21 protein-coding genes and 1 tRNA gene are annotated in these 25201 nt (G+C 68.6%); 6 read left to right on the forward strand and 16 right to left on the reverse strand.

Annotated elements, in window-relative coordinates:
* Positions 1-30: 30 nt before the first annotated feature.
* The 7 genes from F804_RS0111950 to F804_RS0111980 are packed head-to-tail and all read right to left on the reverse strand — an operon-like array spanning position 31 to position 8364.
* Positions 31-813: a crotonase/enoyl-CoA hydratase family protein gene (locus F804_RS0111950; RefSeq protein WP_028725932.1), complete on the reverse strand. Its 783-nt coding sequence runs from the start codon at positions 811-813 to the stop codon at positions 31-33.
* Entirely contained in the window at positions 806-1669 is an 864-nt protein-coding gene (locus tag F804_RS0111955) for a hydroxymethylglutaryl-CoA lyase (protein WP_040596015.1), read from the reverse strand. The genes F804_RS0111950 and F804_RS0111955 overlap by 8 nt, the downstream gene beginning before the upstream one ends.
* Complete coding sequence (locus F804_RS0111960; RefSeq protein ID WP_022707983.1) at positions 1662-3590, reverse strand: acetyl/propionyl/methylcrotonyl-CoA carboxylase subunit alpha; 1929 nt, start codon at positions 3588-3590, stop codon at positions 1662-1664. Before F804_RS0111960 ends, F804_RS0111955 begins: the two co-directional genes overlap by 8 nt.
* 7 nt (positions 3591-3597) lie before the next feature.
* Positions 3598-5202: a carboxyl transferase domain-containing protein gene (locus tag F804_RS0111965; RefSeq protein ID WP_022707984.1), complete on the reverse strand. Its 1605-nt coding sequence runs from the start codon at positions 5200-5202 to the stop codon at positions 3598-3600.
* A 20-nt stretch (positions 5203-5222) separates the two neighbouring features.
* Entirely contained in the window at positions 5223-5669 is a 447-nt protein-coding gene (locus tag F804_RS16420) for a lysozyme inhibitor LprI family protein (protein WP_022707985.1), read from the reverse strand.
* 2 nt (positions 5670-5671) lie between these two features.
* Positions 5672-7204: an AMP-binding protein gene (locus tag F804_RS0111975; protein WP_022707986.1), complete on the reverse strand. Its 1533-nt coding sequence runs from the start codon at positions 7202-7204 to the stop codon at positions 5672-5674.
* Positions 7204-8364, reverse strand: a complete 1161-nt coding sequence (locus F804_RS0111980) for an isovaleryl-CoA dehydrogenase (RefSeq protein WP_022707987.1) — start codon at positions 8362-8364, stop codon at positions 7204-7206. Before F804_RS0111980 ends, F804_RS0111975 begins: the two co-directional genes overlap by 1 nt.
* Positions 8365-8521: 157 nt before the next feature.
* Here F804_RS0111980 and F804_RS0111985 point away from each other — a divergent pair, with 157 nt between their 5' ends.
* Together F804_RS0111985 and cbiB are read left to right on the forward strand one after the other, a co-directional pair.
* Complete coding sequence (locus tag F804_RS0111985) at positions 8522-9064, forward strand: histidine phosphatase family protein (RefSeq protein ID WP_022707988.1); 543 nt, start codon at positions 8522-8524, stop codon at positions 9062-9064.
* The gene (gene cbiB, locus F804_RS0111990; RefSeq protein WP_022707989.1) at positions 9061-9960 is read left to right on the forward strand and encodes an adenosylcobinamide-phosphate synthase CbiB; all 900 of its coding nucleotides are present in this window, start codon (positions 9061-9063) and stop codon (positions 9958-9960) included. Before F804_RS0111985 ends, cbiB begins: the two co-directional genes overlap by 4 nt.
* Here cbiB and F804_RS0111995 read toward each other — a convergent pair.
* The 5 genes from F804_RS0111995 to F804_RS16425 all read right to left on the reverse strand — a co-directional run bounded on the left by F804_RS0111995 (position 9953) and on the right by F804_RS16425 (position 18088).
* The gene (locus F804_RS0111995; RefSeq protein ID WP_022707990.1) at positions 9953-10723 is read right to left on the reverse strand and encodes a transglutaminase-like domain-containing protein; all 771 of its coding nucleotides are present in this window, start codon (positions 10721-10723) and stop codon (positions 9953-9955) included. The two genes, cbiB and F804_RS0111995, sit on opposite strands and share 8 nt — an antisense overlap.
* Positions 10724-10783: 60 nt before the next feature.
* A complete protein-coding gene (locus tag F804_RS0112000) occupies positions 10784-11854 on the reverse strand; it encodes a sensor histidine kinase (protein ID WP_022707991.1) in 1071 nt (356 codons plus the stop codon).
* 107 nt (positions 11855-11961) lie between these two features.
* The gene (locus F804_RS0112005) at positions 11962-13203 is read right to left on the reverse strand and encodes an AGE family epimerase/isomerase (protein ID WP_022707992.1); all 1242 of its coding nucleotides are present in this window, start codon (positions 13201-13203) and stop codon (positions 11962-11964) included.
* 10 nt (positions 13204-13213) lie between these two features.
* Positions 13214-15505, reverse strand: coding sequence for a Tex family protein (locus F804_RS0112010; RefSeq protein ID WP_022707993.1), 2292 nt, complete (start codon positions 15503-15505; stop codon positions 13214-13216).
* A 33-nt stretch (positions 15506-15538) separates the two neighbouring features.
* Positions 15539-18088 carry a cation:proton antiporter gene (locus tag F804_RS16425; RefSeq protein WP_022707994.1) on the reverse strand — a complete coding sequence of 850 codons (2550 nt, stop codon included), beginning with the start codon at positions 18086-18088 and terminating at the stop codon, positions 15539-15541.
* A gap of 186 nt (positions 18089-18274) precedes the next feature.
* Between F804_RS16425 and F804_RS0112020 the strand changes: the two genes are divergently transcribed.
* On the forward strand, positions 18275-19342 hold the full coding sequence (locus tag F804_RS0112020; protein ID WP_022707995.1) for an alkene reductase: 1068 nt from the start codon (positions 18275-18277) through the stop codon (positions 19340-19342).
* A gap of 49 nt (positions 19343-19391) precedes the next feature.
* On the opposite strand, the gene F804_RS0112025 is transcribed toward F804_RS0112020, so the two are convergent.
* The 3 genes from F804_RS0112025 to F804_RS0112035 all read right to left on the reverse strand — a co-directional run bounded on the left by F804_RS0112025 (position 19392) and on the right by F804_RS0112035 (position 21654).
* On the reverse strand, positions 19392-19655 hold the full coding sequence (locus F804_RS0112025; protein ID WP_022707996.1) for a hypothetical protein: 264 nt from the start codon (positions 19653-19655) through the stop codon (positions 19392-19394).
* 174 nt (positions 19656-19829) lie between these two features.
* Entirely contained in the window at positions 19830-21236 is a 1407-nt protein-coding gene (gene glnA, locus F804_RS0112030) for a type I glutamate--ammonia ligase (protein ID WP_022707997.1), read from the reverse strand.
* 79 nt (positions 21237-21315) lie between these two features.
* Positions 21316-21654 carry a P-II family nitrogen regulator gene (locus tag F804_RS0112035; RefSeq protein WP_022707998.1) on the reverse strand — a complete coding sequence of 113 codons (339 nt, stop codon included), beginning with the start codon at positions 21652-21654 and terminating at the stop codon, positions 21316-21318.
* Between the two features lie 191 nt (positions 21655-21845).
* On the opposite strand from F804_RS0112035, the gene F804_RS0112040 reads away from it, so the two are divergent.
* Together F804_RS0112040 and F804_RS0112045 are read left to right on the forward strand one after the other, a co-directional pair.
* The gene (locus tag F804_RS0112040) at positions 21846-23273 is read left to right on the forward strand and encodes an NAD(P)H-hydrate dehydratase (protein WP_245540361.1); all 1428 of its coding nucleotides are present in this window, start codon (positions 21846-21848) and stop codon (positions 23271-23273) included.
* A 52-nt stretch (positions 23274-23325) separates the two neighbouring features.
* Positions 23326-23409, forward strand: a tRNA-Leu gene (locus tag F804_RS0112045).
* Here F804_RS0112045 and F804_RS17010 read toward each other — a convergent pair.
* Complete coding sequence (locus F804_RS17010) at positions 23388-24350, reverse strand: AraC family transcriptional regulator (protein ID WP_028725935.1); 963 nt, start codon at positions 24348-24350, stop codon at positions 23388-23390. The genes F804_RS0112045 and F804_RS17010 overlap by 22 nt on opposite strands.
* Before the next feature lie 102 nt (positions 24351-24452).
* Here F804_RS17010 and F804_RS0112055 point away from each other — a divergent pair, with 102 nt between their 5' ends.
* Positions 24453-25199: an SDR family NAD(P)-dependent oxidoreductase gene (locus F804_RS0112055; protein ID WP_022708000.1), complete on the forward strand. Its 747-nt coding sequence runs from the start codon at positions 24453-24455 to the stop codon at positions 25197-25199.
* Positions 25200-25201: the final 2 nt, after the last annotated feature.

Here is a 25201-nt window from a genome sequence, read left to right on the forward strand (position 1 = left end):
TTCCGCGCGGCGGGCCTTTTCATGTCCGCCTCAGCTCTGCCAGCTTGGGGCGCGCTTGTCGAAGAAGGCCGTGATCCCCTCGACCGCCTCGGGGCCTTCCCACGTGGCGACAAGACGGTCGATACTATCCTCGATCACCTGTGCGTCGATGCGCGGCCCAAGCGCGCGGCACTGCGCCTTGGCCGCCGCGATGGCGCGCGGGGCGGCCAGAAGATAGGGCGCGATCTCGGCCTCGACCGCCGCGTCCAGATCCCCGGCAGGCAGCACGCGCGTCGCGAGGTTCAGGTCCCGCGCCTCGGCCGCATCGAACAGCCGCCCCGAGAAATAGACCCGCCGCGCGCGATCCTCGCCCATGCGGGCCATGACATAGGGGCCGATGGTGGCGGGGATCAGGCCCAGCTTCACCTCGGTCAGGCCGAAGCGCGCCTGATCCGCGACCAGCGCCACGTCGCTGACCGCCATCATCCCGACCCCGCCGCCGAATGCATTGCCATGCACCCGCGCGATCAGCGGCTTGGGCAGCAGGTTCAGCGCCGACAGCATTCCCGCCAGCGCATGCGCGCCCGCGCGTCGCGTCGCGGCATCCGTGTCGATCTGCTGGCGCATCCACGCCAGATCGCCGCCCGCGCAGAAGCTGGGCCCCTCGGCGGCAAGCACGACCACGCGGACGCTGTCGTCGGCGGCCAGCGCGGTCGCGGCCTCGGTCAGTTCGTCCAGCATCTGCCGCGACAGGGCGTTATGCTTCTCGGGGCGGGCAAGCCACAGGGTCGCGACGCCGCGGTCGTCGTGCTGGATACGGATCGTCTCAGGCATGGTCTGCCCCCCTCATGCCGCGTGCAAGGGCGGCTGCCTCGTTCAGGATGGCCGGGTCCAGCCCGGTGTCGTGGCCCAGTTCGGCCAGCCTTGCGGCGACGGCCTCGGTCGCGACATTCCCCGCCGCGCCGGGGGCATAGGGGCAGCCGCCCAGCCCGCCTACAGCCGCGTCGAAGACCCGCAGCCCGCGTTCCAAGCTGACCTCGATGTTCTGCAGCGCAAGACCGCCGGTGTCGTGGTAATGGCCCGCCAGCCGTTCGGGCGGCGCGACGGACAGCACCGAGGCCAGCATCGCGTCGATCCGTTCGGGCGTGCCGCGCCCCACCGTGTCGCCCAGGCTGACCTCGTGACAGCCCATCGCAATCAGTTCGGCCACGACGCGAGCCACCGCGCCCGGATCGGTCGGCCCGTCGAAGGGGCAGTCGGTCACCATGCTGACATAGCCGCGCAGGGGGATGCCGTCCGTGCGCGCGGCCTCGGCCACGGGGCGGAACCGCGCAAGGCTCTCGTCGATCGAGGCGTTGAGGTTGGCGCGACTGAACCCCTCGGACGCGCTGGCAAAGATCGCCACCGCATCGGCCCGCGCCTGCCGCGCCGCGTCATAGCCCTGCATGTTCGGCGTCAGCACGGCATAGGACACGCCCGGCTGCCGCGTGATGCCCGCAAGCACCTGCGCCGCATCGGCCATCTGCGGCACCCATTTCGGGCTGACGAAGCTGGTCACCTCAATCCGGCGAAAGCCCGCGCGCGACAGCATGTCCACCAGCGCGATCTTGTCCTGCGCGGGGATCAGGCGCTTTTCGTTCTGCAGCCCGTCGCGCGGGCCCATCTCGAAGATCTCGACCGGGTCAGCCATCGGCATCCTCCAGCCGGATCAGGGGGGCGCCGGCCTCGACCTGCTGGCCCTCGGTCGCCAGAACCTCGGCCACGACGCCGTCGCGGGCGGCGGTCAGGGTGTGTTCCATCTTCATCGCCTCGAGGATGGCAAGCCGGTCGCCCGCGGCGACCGCCTGCCCCGCCGAGACGTGGATCGCCCGGACCAGCCCCGGCATCGGCGATCGCGTCAGCCCGTCGCCGCCATCGGCGGCCCCCTGTCGGTCCAGCGGGTCCTCGGCCATCAGGATCAGCGTGGCCTGACCGAAGACGCCGACGCCGCCGTCGAAATGGCGGATCGCATCGGGACGGGCCGCGCCATCGACCAGCCAGCGGCCACCCGCGCGGGTGACGTCATGCGCGGTGCCGTCGATGGTGACACGCGCATGATCGCGGGCCAGAACCTCCAGCACGGCTTCGCCGCCCTGCCAGCCGATACGGCGGCGCAGGGGCTGCCACAGCGTCGCGCCCCATTCCGCGTCCGGCAGATCCAGACCCGCCAGCCCGATCACGCCAAGCGCCATCGCGGCGGCATCCGCATCGCGCGGCGCGATCAGCGCGTCTAGGTCACGCTCGATCAGGCCGGTATCGACATCCCCCGCCCGAAAGCCCGCGTGACGCGTCAGCGCGATCAGGAAATCGAGATTCGTGACCGAGCCCGCGACCTCGGTCCGCGTCAGCGCGCGGTCCAACGATTGCAGCGCGGCCGCACGGGTCGGGCCGTGGGTGACGACCTTGGCGATCATCGGATCGTACCACGGGCTGATCCGGTCGCCGGTCCGCACGCCGGTCTCGATCCGCGCGCCTGCGGGGAATTCCAGATGCGCAAGCCGGCCCGTCGCGGGCAGGAAGCCCGCCGGAACATCCTCGGCATAGAGCCGCGCCTCGAAGGCATGGCCGCGGATCGACAGGTCGGACTGGCGGGCGGGCAGATCCTCGCCGCTGGCGACGCGCAGCTGCCATTCGACCAGATCCACGCCCGTGATCGCCTCGGTCACGGGGTGTTCGACCTGAAGGCGGGTGTTCATCTCCATGAACCAGAACCCGTCGGGGCGCAGGCCGTCGCTGCCATCCACGATGAACTCGATCGTGCCCGCCCCCTTGTAGCCGATGGCCTCGGCGGCGCGGACGGCGGCATCGCCCATGGCCTGGCGCATCTCGGGGGTCATGCCTGGGGCCGGTGCCTCCTCGATCACCTTCTGGTGGCGGCGCTGCAGGGAACAGTCGCGTTCGAACAGATGCACGGCGCGGGTGCCGTCGCCGAAGACCTGCACCTCGATATGGCGGGGTTGCAGGACGTATTTCTCGATCAGGACGGCAGGGTTGCCGAAGGCGCCCTTCGCTTCGGACTGGGCGGATCGCAGCGCCTCGGCAAAGCCTTCGGGGGCATCGACGCGGCGCATGCCCTTGCCACCGCCGCCCGCGACCGCCTTGATCAGCACCGGATAGCCGATGTCGTCCGCCTGCTGCGCCAGATGCGCCGCGTCCTGTTCCGCCCCGTGATAGCCGGGAACGACCGGCACGCCCGCCTTCTCCATCAGCGCCTTGGCAGCGTCCTTCAGGCCCATCGCGCGGATCGCATCGGCGGACGGGCCGATGAAGATCAGCCCCGCCGCCTGCACCGCATCGACGAAATCGGGGTTCTCGGACAGGAAGCCGTATCCGGGATGGATGCCCTGCGCGCCGGTCGCCAGCGCCGCGTCGATGATGGCATCGCCGCGAAGATAGCTGTCGGCGGGTGCGGGGCCGCCGATATGGACGGCCTCGTCGGCCATGGCGACATGGCGGGCATCGCGGTCGGCATCGGAGAAGACGGCGACGGTCGCGACCCCCATCCGGCGGCAGGTGTCGATGACGCGGCAGGCGATCTCGCCCCGGTTCGCGATCAGGATCTTGTCGAACATGGCAGCCTCACATCCGGAACAGGCCGAAGCGCGTCGGCTCGATTGGGGCATTCAGGCTGGCACGCAGGGACAGGGCCAGCACGTCGCGGGTCTTGCGCGGATCGACGATGCCGTCGTCCCACAGCCGCGCCGAGGCATAGAGCGGGTGCGACTGGCGATCGAACATCTCGATGGTGGGGCGCTTGAACTCGGCCTCTTCCTCGGGGGACCAGGTGCCGCCCTGCCGCTCGATCCCGTCGCGCTTGACGGTGGCAAGGACGCCCGCGGCCTGTTCGCCGCCCATGACGCTGATGCGGCTGTTGGGCCAGGTCCACAGGAAGCGCGGCGAATAGGCCCGCCCCGCCATGCCGTAATTGCCCGCGCCGAAGCTGCCGCCGACCAGCATGGTGATCTTGGGCACGCTGGTCGTGGCGACGGCGGTGACCATCTTGGCGCCGTGGCGGGCGATGCCCTCGTTCTCGTATTTGCGACCGACCATGAAGCCGGTGATGTTCTGCAGGAAGACCAGCGGGATGCCACGCTGGCTGCACAGTTCGACGAAATGCGCGCCCTTCTGCGCGGCCTCGGAGAACAGCACGCCGTTATTGGCGACGATGCCGACCGGGCAGCCCTTCACATGCGCGAAGCCCGTCACCAGCGTTTCCCCGAAGCGCGCCTTGAACTCGTCGAAGCGGCTGCCGTCGACGGTCCGCGCGATCACCTCGCGGATGTCATAGGGGGTGCGCAGGTCGGCAGGAACGACGCCCAGGATCTCGTCGGGGTCATAGGCCGGATCCTCGGGGGATTGCCAGTTCACCGTGTCGGGCATCCGGCGGTTGAGGCTGGCAATGGCGCGGCGGGCCTGCGCGAGCGCGTGGGCGTCATCCTCGGCCAGGTAGTCCGCGACGCCCGACAGGCGGGTATGCACGTCGCCGCCGCCCAGATCCTCGGAGGACACGACCTCGCCGGTCGCGGCCTTGACCAGCGGCGGACCGGCCAGGAAGATCGTGCCCTGATCGCGCACGATGATCGTCACGTCCGACATGGCGGGCACATAGGCGCCGCCCGCCGTGCAGGAGCCCATCACGACGGCGATCTGGGGAATGCCCTTCGCGCTCATCCTGGCCTGGTTGTAGAAGATGCGCCCGAAATGGTCGCGGTCGGGAAAGACCTCGTCCTGGTTGGGCAGGTTCGCACCGCCGCTGTCGACCAGGTAGACGCAGGGCAGATGACATTCCTCGGCAATTTCCTGCGCGCGGAGGTGCTTCTTGACGGTCAGCGGGTAATAGGTGCCGCCTTTCACCGTCGCGTCGTTCGCCACGACCATCACGTCCTGCCCGTGGACGCGCCCGACGCCCGCGATCACGCCCGCGCAGGGGGCCGCGCCGTCATACATCCCGTGCGCCGCGACGCCGCCGATCTCGAGGAAGGGGCTGCCGGGGTCCAGCAGGTTCGCGACCCGTTCGCGCGGGGGCATCTTGCCCCGCCCGACATGGCGTTCCTGCGCCTTGGGACCACCGCCCGCGGCGGCCAGGCGCGCGGCCTCGGCGGTCTGTTCGATCAGGGCAAGATGCGCCTTGCGGTTGGCCTCGAACGTCTCCGAGCCGGTCAGGGCGTTGCTGTTCAACTTCATGGGCGTTCTCCGATCGGGCGTCAGTTCGGCTGCATGTCGCGCAGCTGCAGGGTCCGGATGGCGGTGTGGCGCAACTGGCAATCGGCGGCGGCGATCACCCGCATCGAACCGCCGTTGTGGATGTCATGGGCCATCGTGCAATCCGCATCGCGCAGCGCGATCCATGCCCGCTGCGCGTCCAGCAGCATATCGGCCTGTGCGGGGCGTGCATCGCGCAAGGCCGTGTATTCGTCGTTCAGCAGGTCATCCCAGGCGGCGGCCTCGGCCATCATGCACTGGCTGATGGCAAGGGTCGTGTCGGGCTGGGAATGCGCCTGCTGGCAGGCCTGCGCGGCCAGGCCGATGCAGTCGGGCGCGACCTCCCCGTGCGCAGCGCCGTCGCGGCAGGACGCGACCGAAGCCGCATCCATCGGCACCGTCTGCGACAGCGCGGGCAGCGGCATCAGGGCCAGGATCAGCGCAAGCATCCTCATTCGGCCTCGGCCAGCTTGCGCAATTCGCGGCGCATCACCTTGCCCGTCACGGTCATCGGCAGCGTCTCCATGAAGGCGATCTCTCGGGGATAGGAATGTGCCGCGCTCAGGCGCTTGGCGTGGTCCTGCAATTCGGCGGCCAGCGCGTCCGAGGGGGCGTAGCCGTCGCGCAGGACGACATAGGCCTTGACCAGTTGCGTGCGCGTCGGACAGGGCTTACCCACGACGCCCGCCTGCGCGACGGCGGGGTGGCGCAGCAGGCAGTCCTCGATCTCGGACGGACCGATGCGATAGCCGGCGCTGGTGATCACGTCGTCGTCGCGCCCGACAAAGCGGATATAGCCGTCCTCGATCACGCCGCGATCGCCGGTCAGCATCCAGTCGCCGCGAAACTTCTCGGCGGTGGCATCCGGACGGTTCCAGTATTCCAGCATCATGCTGCCCGCGCCGCGACGGATGGCGATGTCGCCCTCGGACCGGACGGGGGTGCCGTCATCGTCCACGACCGCGATGTCGAAGCCCGGCACGGCGCGTCCGATCGCGCCGGGACGCACCGGAAACAGGCACGAGGCCGAGGTCGCGACCATGTTGCATTCGGTCTGGCCGTAGAATTCGTTGATGGTCAGGCCCAGTGCCTCGCGGCCCCAGTCCAGCATCTCGGCGCCCAGGGTCTCGCCGCCCGACGCGACGCTGCGAAGGCCACCGATGCGGATGCCCGACGCCTTGAGCATTTTCAGCGCGGTCGGCGGGAAGAACACGTTGCGGATGCCGCATTCCGCGATCATGCCCGCGACGGCCTGCGGATCGAACTTGCCCGCGCGCGCGGCCACCAGCGGCACGCCAAGCGCCAGCGCGGGCATCGCCACGTCGAACAGCCCGCCGATCCAGGCCCAATCCGCGGGCGTCCAGATCATGTCGTTGGGCTGGCCCAGCAGATCATGGCTGAGACAGACCCCCGGCAGGTGCCCCGTCAGGCAGCGATGCCCGTGCAGCGCCCCTTTGGGCGCGCCGGTCGTCCCCGAGGTATAGATCAGCACGGCGGGGTCGTTCGGCCCCGTATCGACCGAGGCGAACCGCCCGGCATCCGGCACGCCGTCCTCGGGGACGATGACGTTCAGGTCGGGGAAGTCTCGCAGCATCTCGCGCCCTTCGGGATCGGCGATGACGGTGCGGACGCCCGCATCGCGCAGGCGCAGGGCCAGCGCCTCGGGGCCGAACAGCTTGAACAGCGGGACCGAGATCGCGCCCGATTTCCAGATCGCCAGGTGGGCAGCGGCGGTCCAGGCCGATTGCGTGCGCAGGACGCCCACGCGATCGCCGCGACCTGCCGCCAGCAGATGCGCCAGATCGTCGGTCATGGCCGTCAGCCGCCCGAAATTCACGCGCACAGGCCTTGCCCCGTATTCCAGGATCGCCAGTCGCGAGGCCGGATGCGACAGGCACTGGTCGGCCATGTTCAACCGCGCCGGAAAGTCCCACCGGAACCCCTCGCGCATGGCCTGCCAATCGGGGATGCCGCTGAAATCCATCAGACGAGGCCCATGAGTTCCCGGCCGATCAGCATCCGGCGGATCTCGCTGGTGCCTGCGCCGATCTCCATCAGCTTGGCGTCGCGGAACAGTCGGCTGACCACGCTGTCGTTCAGGAAGCCCGCCCCCCCGAGCGCCTGCACCGCCTGATGCGCCTGCACCATCGCCTGTTCGCTGGCATAGAGCACGGCCCCCGCCGCGTCCTGCCGCGTCACGCGGCCCGTGTCGCAGGCGCGCGCGACCTCGTAGACATAGGCGCGGGCGGTGTTCAGCGCGACATACATGTCGGCGATCTTGCCCTGCATCAGCTGGAAGGACCCGACCGGCTGGCCGAACTGCTTGCGTTCCGCGACATAGGGCAGCACCTGGTCCAGGCACGCAGCCATGATGCCGGTGCCGATGCCCGACAGGACGACGCGTTCGTAATCAAGCCCCGACATCAGCACGCGGACGCCGCGCCCTTCCTCGCCCAGGACGTTCTCGAAGGGGATCTCGCAATCCTCGAAGATCAGCTCGCCCGTGTTCGATCCGCGCATGCCCATCTTGTCGAAATGCGGGCCTGTGCTGAACCCCTTCATGCCGCGCTCGACGATGAAGGCGGTGATGCCCTTGCTGCCCGCGTCGGGGTCGGTCTTGGCATAGACGACCAGCGTGTCGGCATCGGGGGCGTTGGTGATCCAGTACTTGTTGCCGTTCAGGACATAGCGGTCGTTCTTCTTCTCGGCCCGCAGCTTCATGCCGACGACGTCGCTGCCCGCGCCCTCCTCGGACATGGCCAGCGCACCGACCGCCTTGCCGCTGCACAGGTCCGGCAGATACCGCGCCCGCTGTTCGTCGGTGCCGTTCAGCTTGATCTGGTTCACGCACAGGTTCGAATGCGCGCCATAGGACAGGCTGACGGACGCGCTGGCCCGCGCGATCTCCTCGGTCGCGATGACATGCGCAAGATAGCCCATGCCGCTGCCGCCATGTTCCTCGGCGACGGTGATGCCCAGAAGGCCCAGCTCGCCCATCTCGGTCCACAGGTCGTTCGGAAAGGCGTTGGTGCGGTCAACCTCGGCGGCGATGGGCGCGACGCGGTCCTGCGACCAGCGGTGCACCATCTCGCGCAGCGCATTCACGTCTTCGCCCAGATCGAATTCCATCCCCCGCGTGAACATGACGGGCCCTCCCAAGCCGTTATTGAACACTTGTTCATTTCCTACAGCGCCACCCCTCGCCGCGTCAAGTCCAAGGCTGCGCCCGTCGGGATATTCCGTCAAGCGGGCTTGCCAAGCCCGGACCGCGACGACAGACAGGCCGAAAGGAGATCACCCGATGCGACTGGCCATCATTCGACATGCACCCCCGCTGCACGGCGGCAGGCTGGCGGGACGCCGCGACGTGGACGCCGATTGCACGGACGTCGCGGCCTTTGCGGCCATGCGCGCGGCGGTCGCCCGACGGATGGCGGGTGCCGCGACCGTCAGCAGCCCCGCGCTGCGCTGCGTGAAGACCGCGACGACGCTTGGTCTGCCGCACCGCACCGACGAGACGCTGTGGGAACAGGATTACGGCGCGTGGGAGGGGCTGCCCTTCGACCGGCTGCCCGATCTGGGCGCCCTGCCCCCCGCCCAGCTGGCCCGACACCGCCCCGAGGGCGGAGAGAGCTTCGACGACATGTGCGCCCGCGTGCAGCCCGCATTGCGCGCGCTGAGCGGCGATACCGTGGTCGTCGCGCATGCGGGCACGGTGCGTTCGGCGCTGGCGATGGTTGTCGGGCCGACCGCCCTGTCGTTTCGCGTCGCGCCCCTGTCCCTGACCATCCTGACGCGCCACGGAGCCGACTGGGCGGTCGAGCTGTCGAACCTGACCGCATGAGCGCGCTGGCCGCGATCGCCCTGCTGATCGACGCCGCGATCGGCTGGCCGGATGCCGCGCTGAGGCGGATCGGGCATCCGGTGATCTGGCTGGGGCGCCTGATCTCGGCGCTGGACGACCGCCTGAACAGGGGGCCGCATCGGCAAGCCAAGGGGGCGCTGGCCGTCGCGCTGACCGTGCTGGCGGCGGCCCTTCCGGCGATGGTGCTGCAATCGCTGCTGGGGTTCTGGGTTGCGGCGGTCCTGGCATGGCCGCTGGTCGCCTCGCGGTCGCTTCACGATCACGTCGCGGCGGTCATGCGGCCGCTGGCGCAGGGCGATCTGGCCAGGGCGCGGCACGCGACCTCGATGATCGTCGGGCGCGACGTGACCCGCGCCGACGAGCAGGCCTTGGCGCGCGCCGCGACCGAGAGCCTGGCCGAGAATGCAAGCGACGGCGTGATCGCGCCGCTGTTCTGGGCGGCGGTCGCGGGTCTGCCTGGGATCGCGGCCTACAAGGCGATCAACACGCTGGATTCGATGATCGGGCACAGGACGCCGCGACATGAACGCTTCGGCTGCGTGGCCGCGCGGCTGGACGATGTTGTGAACCTGATCCCCGCGCGGCTGACGGCGCTGCTGTTCGTCGCGGTGTCCGGCAAGGGCGGGCGGATCGTGCTGCGGGACGCCGGCAAGCACCGCTCGCCCAATGCGGGCTGGCCCGAGGCCGCGATGGCGGGCGCGCTCGGGGTGCGGCTGTCGGGGCCGCGCGTCTATGCCGACCGCATCGCGGAAGAGCCATGGCTGAACGAGGGGGCCCGCGATCCGCAGGCCGCCGACCTGGCGCGTGCCCTGCGCATCTATCGCAGAGCCGTCGCCTTGGCCGGGGTGCTGCTGATCCTTCTGGCGATCAGCTGACGGCGACGCGCAGCTTGGACAGCTGTGCGGGGCCGGTCGTGGTCAGGAAGGCCACGTCCGTCGCATCGCGCCCGACCGCGATCACGGCCAGCCTGTCGGCATCGGACATCCCCGTCGGATCGACCAGGTGCCACGCGCCGTCCAGGAACACCTCGACCACGGCATGGAAATCCTGCGGGTTCACCTCGGGGCCGTAGGCGCTGACGATCCGCGCCGGGATCTGCATGGCGCGGCACATCGCGATCATCAGGTGGGCATAGTCGCGGCAGACCCCGCGCCGGTCGAGGAAGCTGTCGCCTGCCGTCGTCTCGGTCGTGCTGACACCGGGGACGTATTCCATGTTGCGCTGGATCCAGTTCTCGATCGCCTTGACCAGCGCCCCGCCGGTCAGGCCCGCGAACCGGGTCGATGTGAAATGCAGGAACCGCTCGACCTCGCAATATCGCGACGGCATCAGGTAACGCAGCGCCTCGGCGGGCAGCGCGACCAGGGGCGTTGCCGCAAGCGAGGCCAGCGCGACGCGGGGCCGGTCCACCGAAACCTCGGCGCGCAGGCGGCAGCTGAGGCGGTCGTCGATATCGACGATCAGGCGTTCACCGATGCCCTCGTCCGCGTCGCGGCGCACGATCAACGAGGGGGAACCGAACTCGACCTCGCAATTCTCGACGGTCTGGCCCGCGGTCGAGGCGGGCTCGATCATCAGGATGGCCGTGCCCGGCAGCGACAGCCGATAGTCGAGCGTGACGTCGATCACCATGCGCATCGCGCAGCTCCTTCCGAAAGGGTGGGAAAGGCGGCCAGATGGACCCGAAGGCCCGGCATGTCAATGGGTCGCGACAGGCTCGGGGCGGATGACCGCGCGGAACATCGCGCCGCCCAGATCCGAGCGGCCATGTTCCAGCCGCCCCTGCATCTGCTGGACATAGGTCAGGCAGATCTGCATCCCCAGCCCGTCCTGCGCGGCGGGGTCGAACCCCTCGGGCAGACCGGGGCCGTTGTCGCAGACCTTCATGGACAATCCGTCGCCCACCAGGTCGAGGCAGATCACCACGCGCGCCCGCCGATGGCCGCCGGAATGCTTGACCGCGTTGCCCACCAGCTCGGCCAGCACCTGCCCGATGCCCGCGGCCTGCGTCGCGCTAACCCGCAGGGTCGAGGCGGGCGTATGCCCCATTTCCACCCGCGCGTTCAGCGCCTGCCCCAGATCGCTGGCAAGCGCCCCGACATAGTCGATCAGCGGCAGGTCCGGCGCACCGGGATCCAGATGCAGCTGGTCATGGACCCGCGCCAGCGTCGCGATCCGCGTCGCGGCATCCGTCAGCGCCTGCCCCGATGCATCGTCGCGATGCCGGCGCGCCTGCATCCGCAACAAGCCCATCACGGCGGCAAAGCTGTTCTTCACCCTGTGGTCGATCTCTCCCAGCAGCAGCTTCTGGCGGCGCAGCGCGTCCTCCTTGGCGGCGACCTCGGCGCGCAGCGCCTCTCGGGCGCCGACCAGCTCGGATATGTCGCGAGAGGTCACGAGGATGTTGTCGATGCCGTGCGCGCCCCTGATCGGGGCCGCGGTCACGTGCCACCACCGCGGCTTGCCCAAAGCGGTCGGGCAGAACGCCTCGAATATGCGGGTCTCGCCATGCAGGGCGGCCTCGATCGCGCCCTCCAGAAGGGAATGCGATTCGGCAGGCCAGAGCGACGGCCAGGGACGGTCCGCGACGGCGCCGAACTCGGCGATCTCCATCGCGCACATGCCGTTGCGGTTCATGAAGACCAGACGGCCATGGCGGTCGAGGATCTTGATGCAGTCGGGCGAGCTGTCGAGGACCGAGAGCGCAAACCCGCCCTCGACCCCCGCAAGAAGGTCGAGCGCCGCATGATTGGCTTCGAGCATTTTCATTTCGGGGGCGTCTTTCATGACCGCCGCGCAGGATCGCCACAGGCGTCCTTCGGGGATCGCAGCCGAGGGGACGACCTGTCAAGGCAATTCCCCCCGGCAAAGAAAGATCAATCCTGCAAGGGTTGTATCCGGGACAGCTCGGACGCTTGTGCGGACAGGCCGCGCGCAAGCGGCAGAAGATCGGCCTGAAGCGCATGATAGATATCGGGTTTTCCCGCGAACTGCGTCACCTGCGGGCGGTCGTCGGGGCCGATCTCGGGGAACCATCCGCCGTGGTCGTGATCGATGAACCGCTCGGCGGCGAATTGCCACATACGGCGATACCAGGCTTCGGTCTGGTCGGTCGGATCGACCTTCTGCAGCGCCGCCAGCGCGCCGATCGCCTCGGTCACGGGCCACCAGTAGCGGTCGGCGATGTCCACCGCGCCATCCATCTGCAGCGTATAGGCAAGCCCCCCTTGCGCGGGGTTCCAGGCATCGGCCAGCGCGGTATCGACCAGCGCGCGGGCCTGCGCGACGGCATCCCCCGCCGGGCGACCTGCCGCATCCCACCATTGCAGCAGCAGGCGGGCCATCTCGAAGCTGTGGCCCGGGGTCGTGCCTGCCGGGCGGAACATCGGATCGCCGGCATAGGCCGGGTCCGGGCTCCAATCCTCGTGGTAATGCTCGGGGATGCGCCAGCCATGCGATGCGGCCTGCCCCGCGATGAAGAAACGCAGGATCCGGCCCGCACGGTCCAGGAAGACCGACTCGCCCGTGGCCTCGTGCGCAGCCAGAAGCGCCTCGACCCCGTGCATGTTCGCGTTCATCCCGCGATAGCCGGAAAAGACCTGCCAGTCGCGCGTGAACTCGTCGCGGAACAGCCCGGCCCCGTCGTCCCAGTAGTGGCGGTCCAGAACCTCGGTGATGTCGGTCAGCAGGCGGTCGGCATCGGGATGCCCCGCCAGCTTCGCGCTGGACGCCGCCAGCAGCACGAAGACATGGCCGTAAGCCAGCTTCGGGCGGTCCATCGGGGCGCCGTCGTCCAGCCCCCACAGGTAACCGCCATGCTGCGCGTCGCGGTGATGCGACCACAGGAAATCCATGCCCCTGTCGATGATCCCGGCGCGGTCGGGCCGACCCGCCAGCGAGGCCAGCGCATAGGAATGGACCAGCCGCGTCGTCGTATGGATCTCCTGCACCTGCGATACCTGGGGGGCACCTTTCAGATCCAGGACATGGAACCCTGCCCCCTGGCGGGCCGAGCGGTCGAAGAAATCCAGCGCGCGCTTCGCGTCATGGACCAGGAAGGCGCGGTGCGTCGCGTCCTCCAGCCAGGGTGCGGTCGCATTCGGGTCGCCTGCTTGCATCACGTGATCCTCAGCGGCGCTTCAGGGCATCGGCAAGGGCCGCGCCGAATGCGCCCTGCTCGGGTTTCGGGGCCGGGCCGCGCTGCGGCTTCGGGGCATGGGCGGGCTTGCCGCCGCGTTGGGCCTTGGGCGCATCGCCGCCATCCTTGCGCATCGACAGGCCAATGCGCTTGCGCGGGACGTCCACCTCGGTCACGCGGACCTTGACCACGTCGCCCGCCTTGACCACCTCGTGCGGGTCCTTGACGAAGCGGTCGGCCAGCTGGCTGACATGGACCAGGCCGTCCTGATGCACGCCGATGTCGACGAAGGCGCCGAAGGCCGCGACATTGGTCACGGTGCCTTCCAGCATCATGCCGGGGCGCAGGTCGGTGATCTCCTCGACCCCGTCGGCAAAGCTGGCGGTCACGAAGGCGGGGCGCGGGTCGCGGCCCGGCTTTTCCAGCTCCGCAAGAATGTCGCGGATGGTCGGAAGGCCGAAATCGGGCGTCACGAAATCCTCGGGGCGCAGGCTGGCCACGGCCTTGGTGTCGCCCATCAGCTGGCGCAGGTCGCGACCGCAGGCCTTCACGATGCCGCGCGCCACGCCATAGGCCTCGGGGTGGACGGCGGACGCGTCCAGCGGCTCTTCGCCGTCGCGGATGCGCAGGAAGCCGGCGCATTGCTCGAACGCGCGCGGCCCGAGGCCCGCGACCTTCTTCAGCGCCTTGCGCGACGGGAAGGCGCCGGTCGCATCGCGATGCGCCACGATGTTCTGCGCCAGCGACGGCCCCAGGCCCGCGACATGCGCCAGAAGCGGGGCCGAGGCCGTGTTCAGATCGACGCCGACCGCGTTCACCGCATCCTCGACCACGGCCTCCAGCGCCTTGGACAGGTGCCGCTGGTCGACGTCGTGCTGATACTGCCCGACCCCGATGGACTGGGGCGGCACCTTGACCAGCTCGGCCAGCGGGTCCTGAAGCCTGCGCGCGATCGACACCGCGCCGCGCAGCGACACGTCGAGGCCCGGAAATTCCTTCGCGGCCAGTTCCGAGGCGGAATAGACCGAGGCACCGGCTTCGGACACGACCACCTTGGTCGGCGCCTTCGTGCCCTTGGGCAGGCGTTTGAGGATATCCGCGACCATGCGCTCGGTCTCTCGGCTGGCGGTGCCGTTGCCGATGGCGATCAGTTCGACCCCGTGACGCGCGATGAGGGCGCTCAGCGCAGCCTCGGACCCGCGGAGGTCGTTCTTGGGCTGGAAGGGATAGATCGTGGTCGTGTCCAGCAGCTTGCCCGTGGCATCGACCACGGCGACCTTGACGCCGGTGCGGATGCCCGGATCCAGCCCGATGGTCGTCTTGGCCCCTGCGGGCGCCGCCAGCAGCAGATCGCGCAGGTTGCGGCCGAAGACGCGGATGGCCTCTTCATGCGCACGGCGGCGCAATTCGGTCAGCAGGTCGATATACATGCTGTTCGACAGCTTCACGCGCCAGCACCAGCCCGCGACACCGCGCAGCCAGTCGGCACCCGGGCCCTGCCCGACCGGACCCAGCCCGCGCGCGACGATCCCCTCGGCCCGCGCGACGCCGGTCTCGGGATCGGGGGCGATGTCGATGGTGACGATCTCCTCCTTGGCGGCGCGCAGGATCGCCAGCGCACGGTGGCCGGGGATGTCGGACCATTTCTCGGCATGGTCGAAATAGTCGGCGAACTTGGCGCCCGCCTCTTCCTTGCCCGGCACCACGCGGGCCGCGATGCGCCCTTCGCGGCGCATGAAATCGCGCAAGGGGCCGAGCACCTCGGCATTCTCGGACAGCTCCTCGACCAGGATGTCGCGGGCGCCGTCCAGCGCGGCCTTGGTCGTCTCGACATTGGCATTCAGGAAGCCCCCCGCCAGCGATGCCGGATCGGCCGAGGGCGCGTTGCGGATCGCCGCCAGCAGCGGCTCCAGCCCGTTTTCGCGCGCGATCGCGGCCTTGGTGCGGCGCTTGGGCTTGTAAGGAAGATAGATATCCTCGAGCGCGGCCTTGGTATCGGCGGCGGCGATCCGGCGGGCCAGATCGTCGGTCAGCTTGCCCTGCTCGCGGATGCTCGAGGTGATGGCCGTGCGGCGGGACTCCATCTCTCGCAGATAGGTCAGGCGCTCGGACAGCGTGCGCAGCTGCGTGTCGTCCAGACCGCCCGTCGCCTCCTTGCGGTATCTTGCGACGAAGGGGACGGTCGCGCCGCCATCCAGCAGTTCCGTCGCGGCCTGAACCTGCTGGGGACTTGCCCCGATCTCGGTCGCGATCTGGCGGGCGATGCGCGGGTTGGCGTCCATGGTCTGTCCCCTTCTGGTAGTCCGGCGATCTGTCTAGCCCTTGGCCGCGCCGTCGCCAAGCGGGGTATCGACCTGCAGTTCGGACAGCTGCAGCACCTCGGCCTCGATCGTCTTGCCCGCGACGCTGCCGCGCACGGCATCGCGCAGCGCGGGACTGCGCCGCAGCAGCCTGCGGAAGTCGATCTCGTCCAGGACCAGCAGCGTCGTCGGCGTGATCGCGCGCACCTCGGTCCGGCGCAGGCGGCTGGTCAGCACGCCCAGCTGGCCGAACATCTCGCCCCGGCCCAGTCGCGTCACCTGGCCCGCGACCTCCTGCTCGACCGCGCCAGAGGCCACGAAGAACACCGACCGCGCGGGCTGATCCTTGCGGGTGATCACATGGCCCGCATTGACATAGCGGGTCCGCAGCGCACGGCTGAGGCGGCGCAGCTCGGATTCGTCCAGGTCCGAGAACAGCGGAAAGACGCGCACGAGGTCGTTCTTGCGAAGCGCCAGGTCCAGCGAGGGGCGCATCTCGGCGCGGGCGCGGCGGCGCGTGATCTCGGCCATCAGCTCGGTATGGACCTCGGTGCCGATCAGCCCGTCCTCGCGCATGGCGTTGTATTCGCGTTCCTCCAGGCGAAGGGCGGTGCGGCGGATGAAGCGGCGCTCCAGCTCTTCGTAGTACCCCGGATATTGCAGGCGCAGACCGTCCAGCGCGGTCTCGACGGCCTCGATCCGGCGGTTGAGCAGCTCGTGCAGCAGGTCGGCCACGCGGCGACCGTGGATGCGGCGGATGCGCCGGTCGATGAAGCCGTGCAGGTCGCGCAGGATCAGGCGCTTGGCCAGCAGCGTCTCGAAGCGGTCGGCGGTCAGGTTCGCCAGCGGCCCCGAAACGCCAAGGCGGCTGTGCAGGAAGGCGGCAAGGCGGAAGTTCGGACCATAGCGCAGCGCCCCGCGCGAGGCACGCTGATACCCGTGCCGCCCGCCGGACCGTGCGCCCTCGATCAAGCGGTCCACGTCGAACAGCGCCTGTTCCGACAGCCGGGCCGAGATCGCGCGTTCGCGGACGCGCTGAAGGATCATCTCGCGTTCGTGGCCTGCAAGGGCGATCAGGCCCAGGGTGATGCGGTCGCGGTCCAGGATCTCGACGGTGCCGTCGGCCTCGGCCCGGTCCACGGCGGCATCCAGCCGTTCGGCAAAGCGCTTGGCCTCGGACCGCACGGTCTCGCGCGTCAGCTCGTAGTTCTCGGTCGTGCCCTGCAGATCCTCGCGCACGCTTTGCAGGGCGACGGCGACGACCTGGTCCGACAGCGCCCTGTCCAGCGGCGACAGCTTGTCCAGGCCCAGCAGGCGGATCACCGCCCGCAGGGTCGTCCCCTGCACGATCAGCGTGAACAGCGCGAAACCTGTTGCAAGGATACCGACAAGGCGCTTCGTCTCGACGGGAACGCGCAGGTTCTCGGTCACCGCCAGCGCCAGCGCCAGCGTGACGGCGCCGCGCAATCCGCCCCACATGATGGCATAGCGATAGGGCCGCTGGATCTTGGGCGACAGCTTCAGCCCCGTCAGCAGCGGCAGCAGCAGGAACAGGATCGCCGCGCGGGCCACGAAGGCCGCCAGCACCACCACGCCCACCAGGAACAGGTCGGTCAGCTGCACGTCGTCCAGCAGGCGCGGGATCAGCAGCGCCGCCAGGATGAAGATGAGCGCGCCGGCCCAATGCGACAGCAGCGACCACACCTCTTTCATGTTGGTCCAGAAGGCGGGCGCCAGCCGCCCCGGCCCCATGAAGTTCAGCGTCAGGCCCGCCACCACGACGCCGATCACGCCCGACGCGCCCAACAGCTGTTCCGCCCCCAGATAGGCCAGATAGGGCACCGCGACCGAGATCGAGATCTGCGCGGTCTCGAACCGCCAGAACATGCCCATCAGTGCAAGGCCCAGCCGCGCGGTCAGCCAGCCCGCGCCCATTCCGCCCAGGATCAGCTGGGGAAACCCTTCCAGCGCCTCGGACAGGCTGGGGTTCGGGACACCCAGCATGACATAGGACATGAACAGGCCGAACAGCGCGATGGCCGCGGCGTCGTTCAGCAGGCTCTCGCCCTCGATGATGCGGGCAAGGCGCTTGGGCGCCGAGATCGAGCGGAAGATGCTGACCACCGCCGAGGGGTCCGTGGTGGACACGATCGAGCCGATCAGCAGGCCCACCATCAGCGGCAGCCCCCCGATCCAGGACAGCGCGTATCCGATCGTCAGTGTCGCCACCACGACCGCGACCACCGCCAGCGTCAGGATCGGCACCCAGTCGTCCAGCATGCGCCTGATGTTCATCTCCAGCGTGGCCTGGAAGATCAGGATCGGCAGGAAGACATAGATGAAGACGCTGGACCGGATCGGCAGGGACAGGATGCTCTCGGCCACCGCGTTGAAGCTGTCGGTCAGCTCGGTCCGCAGCAGGAAGGTCGCGCCGCCACCGATCAGGATGCCGATGCCCGCCAGGATCACGCTGAACGGCAAGGCAAGCCGCGCGGCCAAAGGCTCGGCGGCGGCGATCAGGACGAACAGGAACCCGGTGAAAGTGGTCAGCAGCACGATATCCATGCCGTTGGAATACCGCCATTTCTGGGGGGTGGGAAGTCGGCGGACGCGATATGTGGCGCAGTTTTCGCGGTTGACGCGAAGTTGACCGCGCGGCGCCGCGCTTGAAACGCGGTGGCGGCGACCACAATTCAGAACCCGTGCCCGAATGGGCAGACGAAAACACTGAACAACCGAAAGGAGGGCTGCATGTCCTCGATGTTCGAGCGGCTGGATCTTGGCGGCATTTCACTGCGCAACCGCGTCGTCATGGCCCCCCTGACGCGGTCGCGTTCCGGGCAGGATCGCATCCCCAACGACATGATGGTCGAATATTACCGCCAGCGCGCGGGCGCAGGCATGATCATCACCGAAGCCACCAGCGTGATGCCCATGGGCGTCGGCTACGAGGCGACGCCCGGCATCTGGAACGACGCGCAGGTCGAGGGCTGGTCGAAGATCACCAAGGCCGTCCACCATCAGGGCGGCAAGATCGTCCTGCAACTGTGGCATGTCGGGCGCATCTCGGACCCCAGCCTGCTGGGTGGCGAGACGCCGGTCGCACCCTCGGCGATCCAGCCCGACGGGCATGTCAGCCTGCTGCGCCCCAAGCGCCCCTATGTGACGCCCCGCGCGCTGGAGACAGACGAGGTTCCGGCCATCGTCGAAGCCTATCGCAAGGGGGCCAAAAATGCTCTGCGCGCCGGCTTCGACGGCGTCGAGATTCACGCCGCAAACGGTTATCTTATCGACCAATTCCTGCAGGACAGCACCAACACGCGGACAGATCGCTATGGCGGATCGATCGAGAACCGGATGCGCTTCCTGAACGAGATCGCGGATGCGGCGATCGGCGTCTGGGGTGCGGATCGCGTGGGCGTGCACCTGGCGCCGCGCGCGGACGGGCATGACATGGGCGACAGCGACCGGCACGCGCTGTTCACCGCCGTCGCACGCAGCATGAGGGACAAGGGGATTGCCTTCCTGTGCCTGCGCGAACACGTGGCCGAGGACAGCCTGATGCCCGCAATCCGCGAAGCCTTCGGCGGTCCGGTCATCGCGAACGAAGGGCTGACCCGTGAACTGGCGGCGCAGCTGTTGGCCGAGGATCGCGCCGATGCCGTGGCCTTCGGTCGCGACTTCATCGCGACGCCCGACCTGCCGCATCGTCTGGCGAACGGGCTGGCCCTGAACGAGCAGGACCCCTCGACCTTCTATGCGGGCGGCCCCGAGGGCTATGTCGATTACCCGACCGCATCGCAAGTCGCGGCCGAGTGAGATGAAGAAACCCCGCCGGATCGCCGGCGGGGTTTTTCAGGTCCGATCCTCAGCCGCCATTGGCGCTGGAGAAGTCCACCGGCCCCGCATTTGGGACCAGGCTGACCGTGATGATGTCGTCGGCATCCAGATGGCGGCGAACCAGATCCTTCTGCTGCAGCACGTCGCCCGCGCGGCGCTCGACCGTTTCGTAGGGGGTGGCCGGACGCTCGTCCACCAGCGCGGGGCCGTTGCCGCCCTGAACCGTGGCCAGCGCGGGGGCTGCCGACAGGATGACGGTGGCCGCGATGGCGGCGAAATTGCGGATGCTCATGACATTCTCCAGTGTCTTCAATTCATTTGCGGGCTGCACTACGCGCAGATGAATCCGGACGTTTCACCGCTCTCGCTTCTGTGAAGGGCCGCGACGAACGGGTGATCGGAGGTCACGAAAAAGGGGTGGCCCGACAGGACCACCCCAAGACACTTGCGTATCCGCGAAAACGGATCAGCAGCTGTAATACATCTGGTACTCGACCGGATGCGGCGTGTGTTCGTAGGCGTAGACCTCTTCCCACTTCAGCGCCATGTAGCCTTCCAGCTGGTCGCGGGTGAACACGTCACCTGCCAGCAGGAAGTCCATGTCCTTCTCCAGCTCTTCCAGCGCTTCGCGCAGGCTGCCGCAGACGGTCGGGATCTCGGCCAGTTCTTCCGGCGGCAGATCGTACAGATCCTTGTCCGAAGCGGCGCCCGGATCGATCTTGTTCTTGATGCCGTCCAGACCGGCCATCATCAGTGCCGCGAAGCACAGATACGGGTTGGCCGAGGGATCCGGGAAGCGGGCTTCGACGCGCTTGGCCTTGGGCGATTCCGTCCACGGAATACGGACGCAGCCCGAACGGTTGCGTGCCGAGTACGCGCGCAGGACGGGGGCCTCGAAGCCCGGGATCAGACGCTTGTAGCTGTTGGTCGACGGGTTCGTCAGGGCGTTCAGCGCCTTGGCGTGCTTCAGGATGCCGCCGATGAAGTACAGGGCCTCCTGCGACAGGTCGGCATACTTGTCGCCTGCGAACAGCGGCTTGCCGTCCTTCCAGATCGACATGTTGACGTGCATCCCCGAGCCGTTGTCGCCCTTCATGGGCTTCGGCATGAAGGTCGCCGACTTGCCATAGGCATGCGCGACGTTGTGGATGACGTACTTGTACTTCTGCAGGTTGTCGGCCTGCTCGGTCAGCGATCCGAAGATCAGGCCCAGCTCGTGCTGCGCGCTGGCAACCTCGTGGTGGTGCTTGTCGACCTTCATGCCCATGCGCTTCATGGTCGACAGCATCTCGCCGCGGATGTCCTGGCCGGCGTCGATCGGGTTGACCGGGAAGTAGCCGCCCTTGTGACCGGCGCGGTGACCCTGGTTGCCCATCTCGTATTCGGTGTCGGTGTTCCACGCGGCGTCAAGCGCGTCGATCGAGAACGCGACCTTCTGCGGCGTGACCGAGAAGCGGACGTCGTCGAACAGGAAGAACTCGGCCTCGGGGCCGAAATAGGCCGCATCGCCGATGCCCGACGACTTCAGATAGGCCTCGGCCTTCAGCGCGGTCCCGCGCGGGTCGCGGCTGTAGGCTTCGCCGGTGTCCGGCTCGACCACGTTGCAGTGCACGCACAGCGTCTTCTCGGCATAGAACGGGTCCAGGTAGACCGAGCTCACGTCCGGGATCAGCTTCATGTCGGACTGGTCGATCGACTTCCAGCCCGCGATCGAGCTGCCGTCGAACATGAAGCCTTCCTCGAAGAAGTCGGCGTCGACCAGATCCTTGTCCAGCGTGACGTGCTGCAGCTTGCCCTTGGGATCGGTGAAACGCACGTCGACATAGGCGACGTCCTCGTCCTCGATCAGCTTGAGAACATCCTTGATTTCCATCTCTTCCCTTTCTTCGTATGTGCGACCCGGCGGCAGGGCGGCCGGGCGCGGAAGTCTGTAGTTCGGTTCCTTGCCGCGATCAGACGGCGTCGTCACCCGTTTCGCCGGTACGGATGCGGATCGCCTGCTCGACCGGCAGGACGAAGATCTTGCCGTCGCCGATCTTCTCGGTGCGCGCCGCACCGACGATGGCCTCGACCGCGGCTTCGACCTGATCGTCCGGCAGGACCATCTCGATTTTCACCTTCGGCAGGAAGTCGACGACATATTCGGCGCCGCGATACAGTTCGGTGTGACCCTTCTGACGCCCGAAGCCCTTGACTTCGGTCACGGAAAGACCCTGGACGCCGACCTCTTGCAGCGCTTCCTTCACATCGTCCAACTTGAACGGCTTGATGATCGCCTCGATCTTCTTCATCGCAATTGATCCTTCCTCGCGGCTTGCCTGAAGTCTGATTGGCGCGTTTGATCACAGGCGTAAATGCAGCAGCGGGTTCTGAACAGTGCGGAAGCGTTCTGCCCGGCGAAACTGCCGAAAATTAGATCACGCAGCACAATTAATAGGCATTATCCATGCTGGACGGCACCGAAATCCTCACCTCCGCCCAAATGCGCGCCATCGAATCCGACGCAATGCGCAGTGGCGATGTCGGCGGGGACGAATTGATGGAACGCGCGGGTCGGGCGGTCGCGGGTCGGATACGTCTGCGATGGCCGAGGCCCGCCCGCGTCACCGTACTGGCCGGACCGGGAAACAACGGCGGCGACGGCTTCGTCGTGGCGCGGCTGCTGCAGATGGCGGGCTGGCGGGTGCGTGTCATGTGCGACGCGCCGAAACCCTCGGCGGCGCTGCGGCATTGGCAGGCGGTCGGCGCCACCCTGCCCTTCGATCCCGACGCCCTGGACCCCAAGGATCTGCTGGTCGACGCGCTGTTCGGCACCGGGCTGACCCGCGCGCCCGAGGGCGTCTTTGCGACCCTGATCCGCAAGGTCCGCGACTTCCCCGATATTGTCGCCATCGACGCGCCAAGCGGGCTGTGCATGGACAGTGGCCGCGTGCTTGGCGATCACGCCCCCCGCGCTGCGATGACCGTGGCCTTTCATCGACCCAAGCCCGGACATCTGCTGGCCGATGGTCCCGCCCATTGCGGCGCGCTGTTCGTCGAGGATATCGGCCTTGCCGCGACCGGGCCTTCCTGCGGCCTGCTGCTGCGGGGCCGCAGCGCCCAGACGTCCCGCTGGCTGCGCAAGGAGGGCGCGGGCGCGGCGCATAAATACGGCCACGGCTCGGCGCTGGTCATCGCGGGGGCGGCGGCGGGCGCGGCGCGGCTGACCGCCCGCGCGGCCCTGAGGATCGGCGCGGGCCTCGTCACCATCTGCCCCGCGCGCGATGCGATGGCGGATCACGCTGGACCGCCGGATGCCCTGATGCGCAAGCCGCTGGAGGATGCCTCCGACCTTCGCGACCTGCTGGACCGGCGCGTCGGCGCCGTGGCGCTCGGGCCGGGTGCGGGCATCGAGAGGGCTGCGGCGCTTCTGCCCGCGCTGCTGGAATCGGATATCCCCTGCGTGCTGGACGCCGACGCGCTGACCGCCCTGTCCCGCGACGGCGCGCCTGCCCCCCATCCGCGCTGCATCCTCACCCCGCATATGGGAGAGTTCGCCCGCCTCTGCCCCGATCTGGCCGAGAGGTTGAAGCAGGCCCCCGAACGCGGCCCCGCATTCTCGAAACTGGATGCCACCCGCCAGGCGGCCAGGCGTCTGAACGCCACCGTGCTGCTGAAGGGGCCGGACACGGTGATCGCCGCGCCCGATGGCAGGGTCGCGATCCATTCGGACTTCGCGTTGCCCTGGCTGGCGACGGCGGGCGCGGGCGATGCGCTGGCGGGCATCGTCACCGGTCTGGCCGCGCGCGGCCTGGACCCGTTCGAGGCCGCAAGCCTTGGCGCGCAGCTGCACGCCGATGCGGCCCGCCATTTCGGCCCCGGCATGATCGCGGACGACATTCCCGAAATGCTGCCCCATGTGATCCGCTGATGCAGATTACCCCTCGCGCCCGCCCGAAGGCTTTGCTAAAGCAGCCGCCGGAGCGGGTGTGGCGGAACTGGTAGACGCACCAGATTTAGGTTCTGGCGCCTTTGGCGTGGGGGTTCAAGTCCCTTCACCCGCACCATTTTCCCGACGGAACGCGTCGGGCGTCCTGCCCGACCATTTCAGGAATGCCCGATGAAACGCGCTCGGTTCGGCATAGCCCAGCCGCGATGCGATCTCGTCCACCGGCAGATGCGGCCCGCGCAGCAGGCCGCGCGCAAGGCCGAAGCGGATATCGTCGCGGATCATCGCAAGGCTCTGCCCCTCTGACGCCAGCCGACGCCGCAGCGTCGCCGCCGATATCCCGAAGCCATGCGCGATCCCCGCCGCGTCGGGCCAATCGACGGGATCGGCATCGCGCAGCATCATGCGCAGACGCGCCGACAGGCCCTGATCGTGCTGATACCTGACCAGCAGGTTCGCGGGCGCCTGCTGCAGGAAACCCCGCAACTGGGCCGAATCCCGGATCACCGGAAGCGCCAGATGCCGCGCATCGAAGGCCAGCACCGTCGCGCCCTGCCCGAACCGGACCGGAGCCCCGAAGAACTGCTGATAGTCGGCACGGTTCAACGGCGCCTCGCAGGACAAATCCACCTGCGACAGGGGCAGCCTGCGCCCGACCAGCCAGCACATCAGGCCCAGGATGATCAGCCAGTAGGTCCGCGCGGCAAAGGCGCCGACGGGGCCACGGGCATCCTCCAGCAGGATCCGCGCCTGGCCGTTCGCGATCAGCAGCCGCCCTTGCGGATCGGTCAGCATCATCCCCATGAACCGCAGCGCACGACGCAGCGCGCGCCCCAGATCGGGCGCGTCCAGCACGGCATGCGCCATCATCGCGAAGGCCCCCGGCGGCATGGGGCGCGTGCCCATTCCGAAGAACTCGCAGCCTGTCCGCTGCGCAAGGTCGCGCCAGATCGCGCCGTATTCCGATGCAGTGACGGGCCCGATGCGCGTGGGCCCGCCCTGCCCCGCCGCCACCAGCGCATCGCGCACGAACCCTTCCGAGATGATGTGCTGATCCATGGCCCGTCATTGCAAAACCGATCACCGATCCTGTCGCGTGATGGCATTGTTTGCAATGCCCCGAGGGCTAGGATGGCGCGAAGGATCAAGGGGGGGAGAGACATGGAAATCGAGGGACGGGTCTTTGTCGTCACGGGCGCCGCATCGGGTCTGGGGGCGGCCTCGGCGCGGATGCTGGCCCAAGGCGGCGCGAAGGTCGTGCTGGCCGATCTGGCGGAACCGAAGGACGCGCCCGAAGGCGCGGTTCACGCGGCCTGCGACGTGACCGACGCGACCGCTGCGCAGACGGCCATCGCGCTGGCGACCGACCGCTTCGGCAGGCTGGACGGCCTTGTGAACTGCGCGGGCATCGCGCCGGGCGAACGGATGCTGGGCCGCGACGGGCCGCATGGACTGGACAGCTTTGCCCGTGCGGTCACGATCAACCTGATCGGCAGCTTCAACATGGCCCGCCTTGCAGCCGAGGCGATGGCCCGGAACGAGCCCGTCCGGGGCGAGCGTGGCGTGATCGTCAACACGGCCTCGATCGCGGCGCAGGACGGACAGATCGGACAGGTCGCCTATGCGGCCAGCAAGGCGGGCGTGGCGGGCATGACGCTGCCGATGGCCCGCGACCTTGCGCGGCACGGCATCCGCGTCATGACCATCGCGCCCGGCATCTTCCGCACCCCGATGCTGGAGGGGCTGCCGCAGGACGTTCAGGACAGCCTGGGCGCGGCGGTGCCCTTCCCCTCGCGGCTGGGAGAGCCGTCGGAATACGCGGCGCTGTTGCACCACATCATCGCGAACCCCATGCTGAACGGAGAGGTCATCCGCCTCGACGGCGCATTGCGCATGGCCCCCAAGTGAAG

It is taken from the genome of Paracoccus zeaxanthinifaciens ATCC 21588 (assembly GCF_000420145.1).
Lineage (GTDB): Bacteria > Pseudomonadota > Alphaproteobacteria > Rhodobacterales > Rhodobacteraceae > Paracoccus > Paracoccus zeaxanthinifaciens.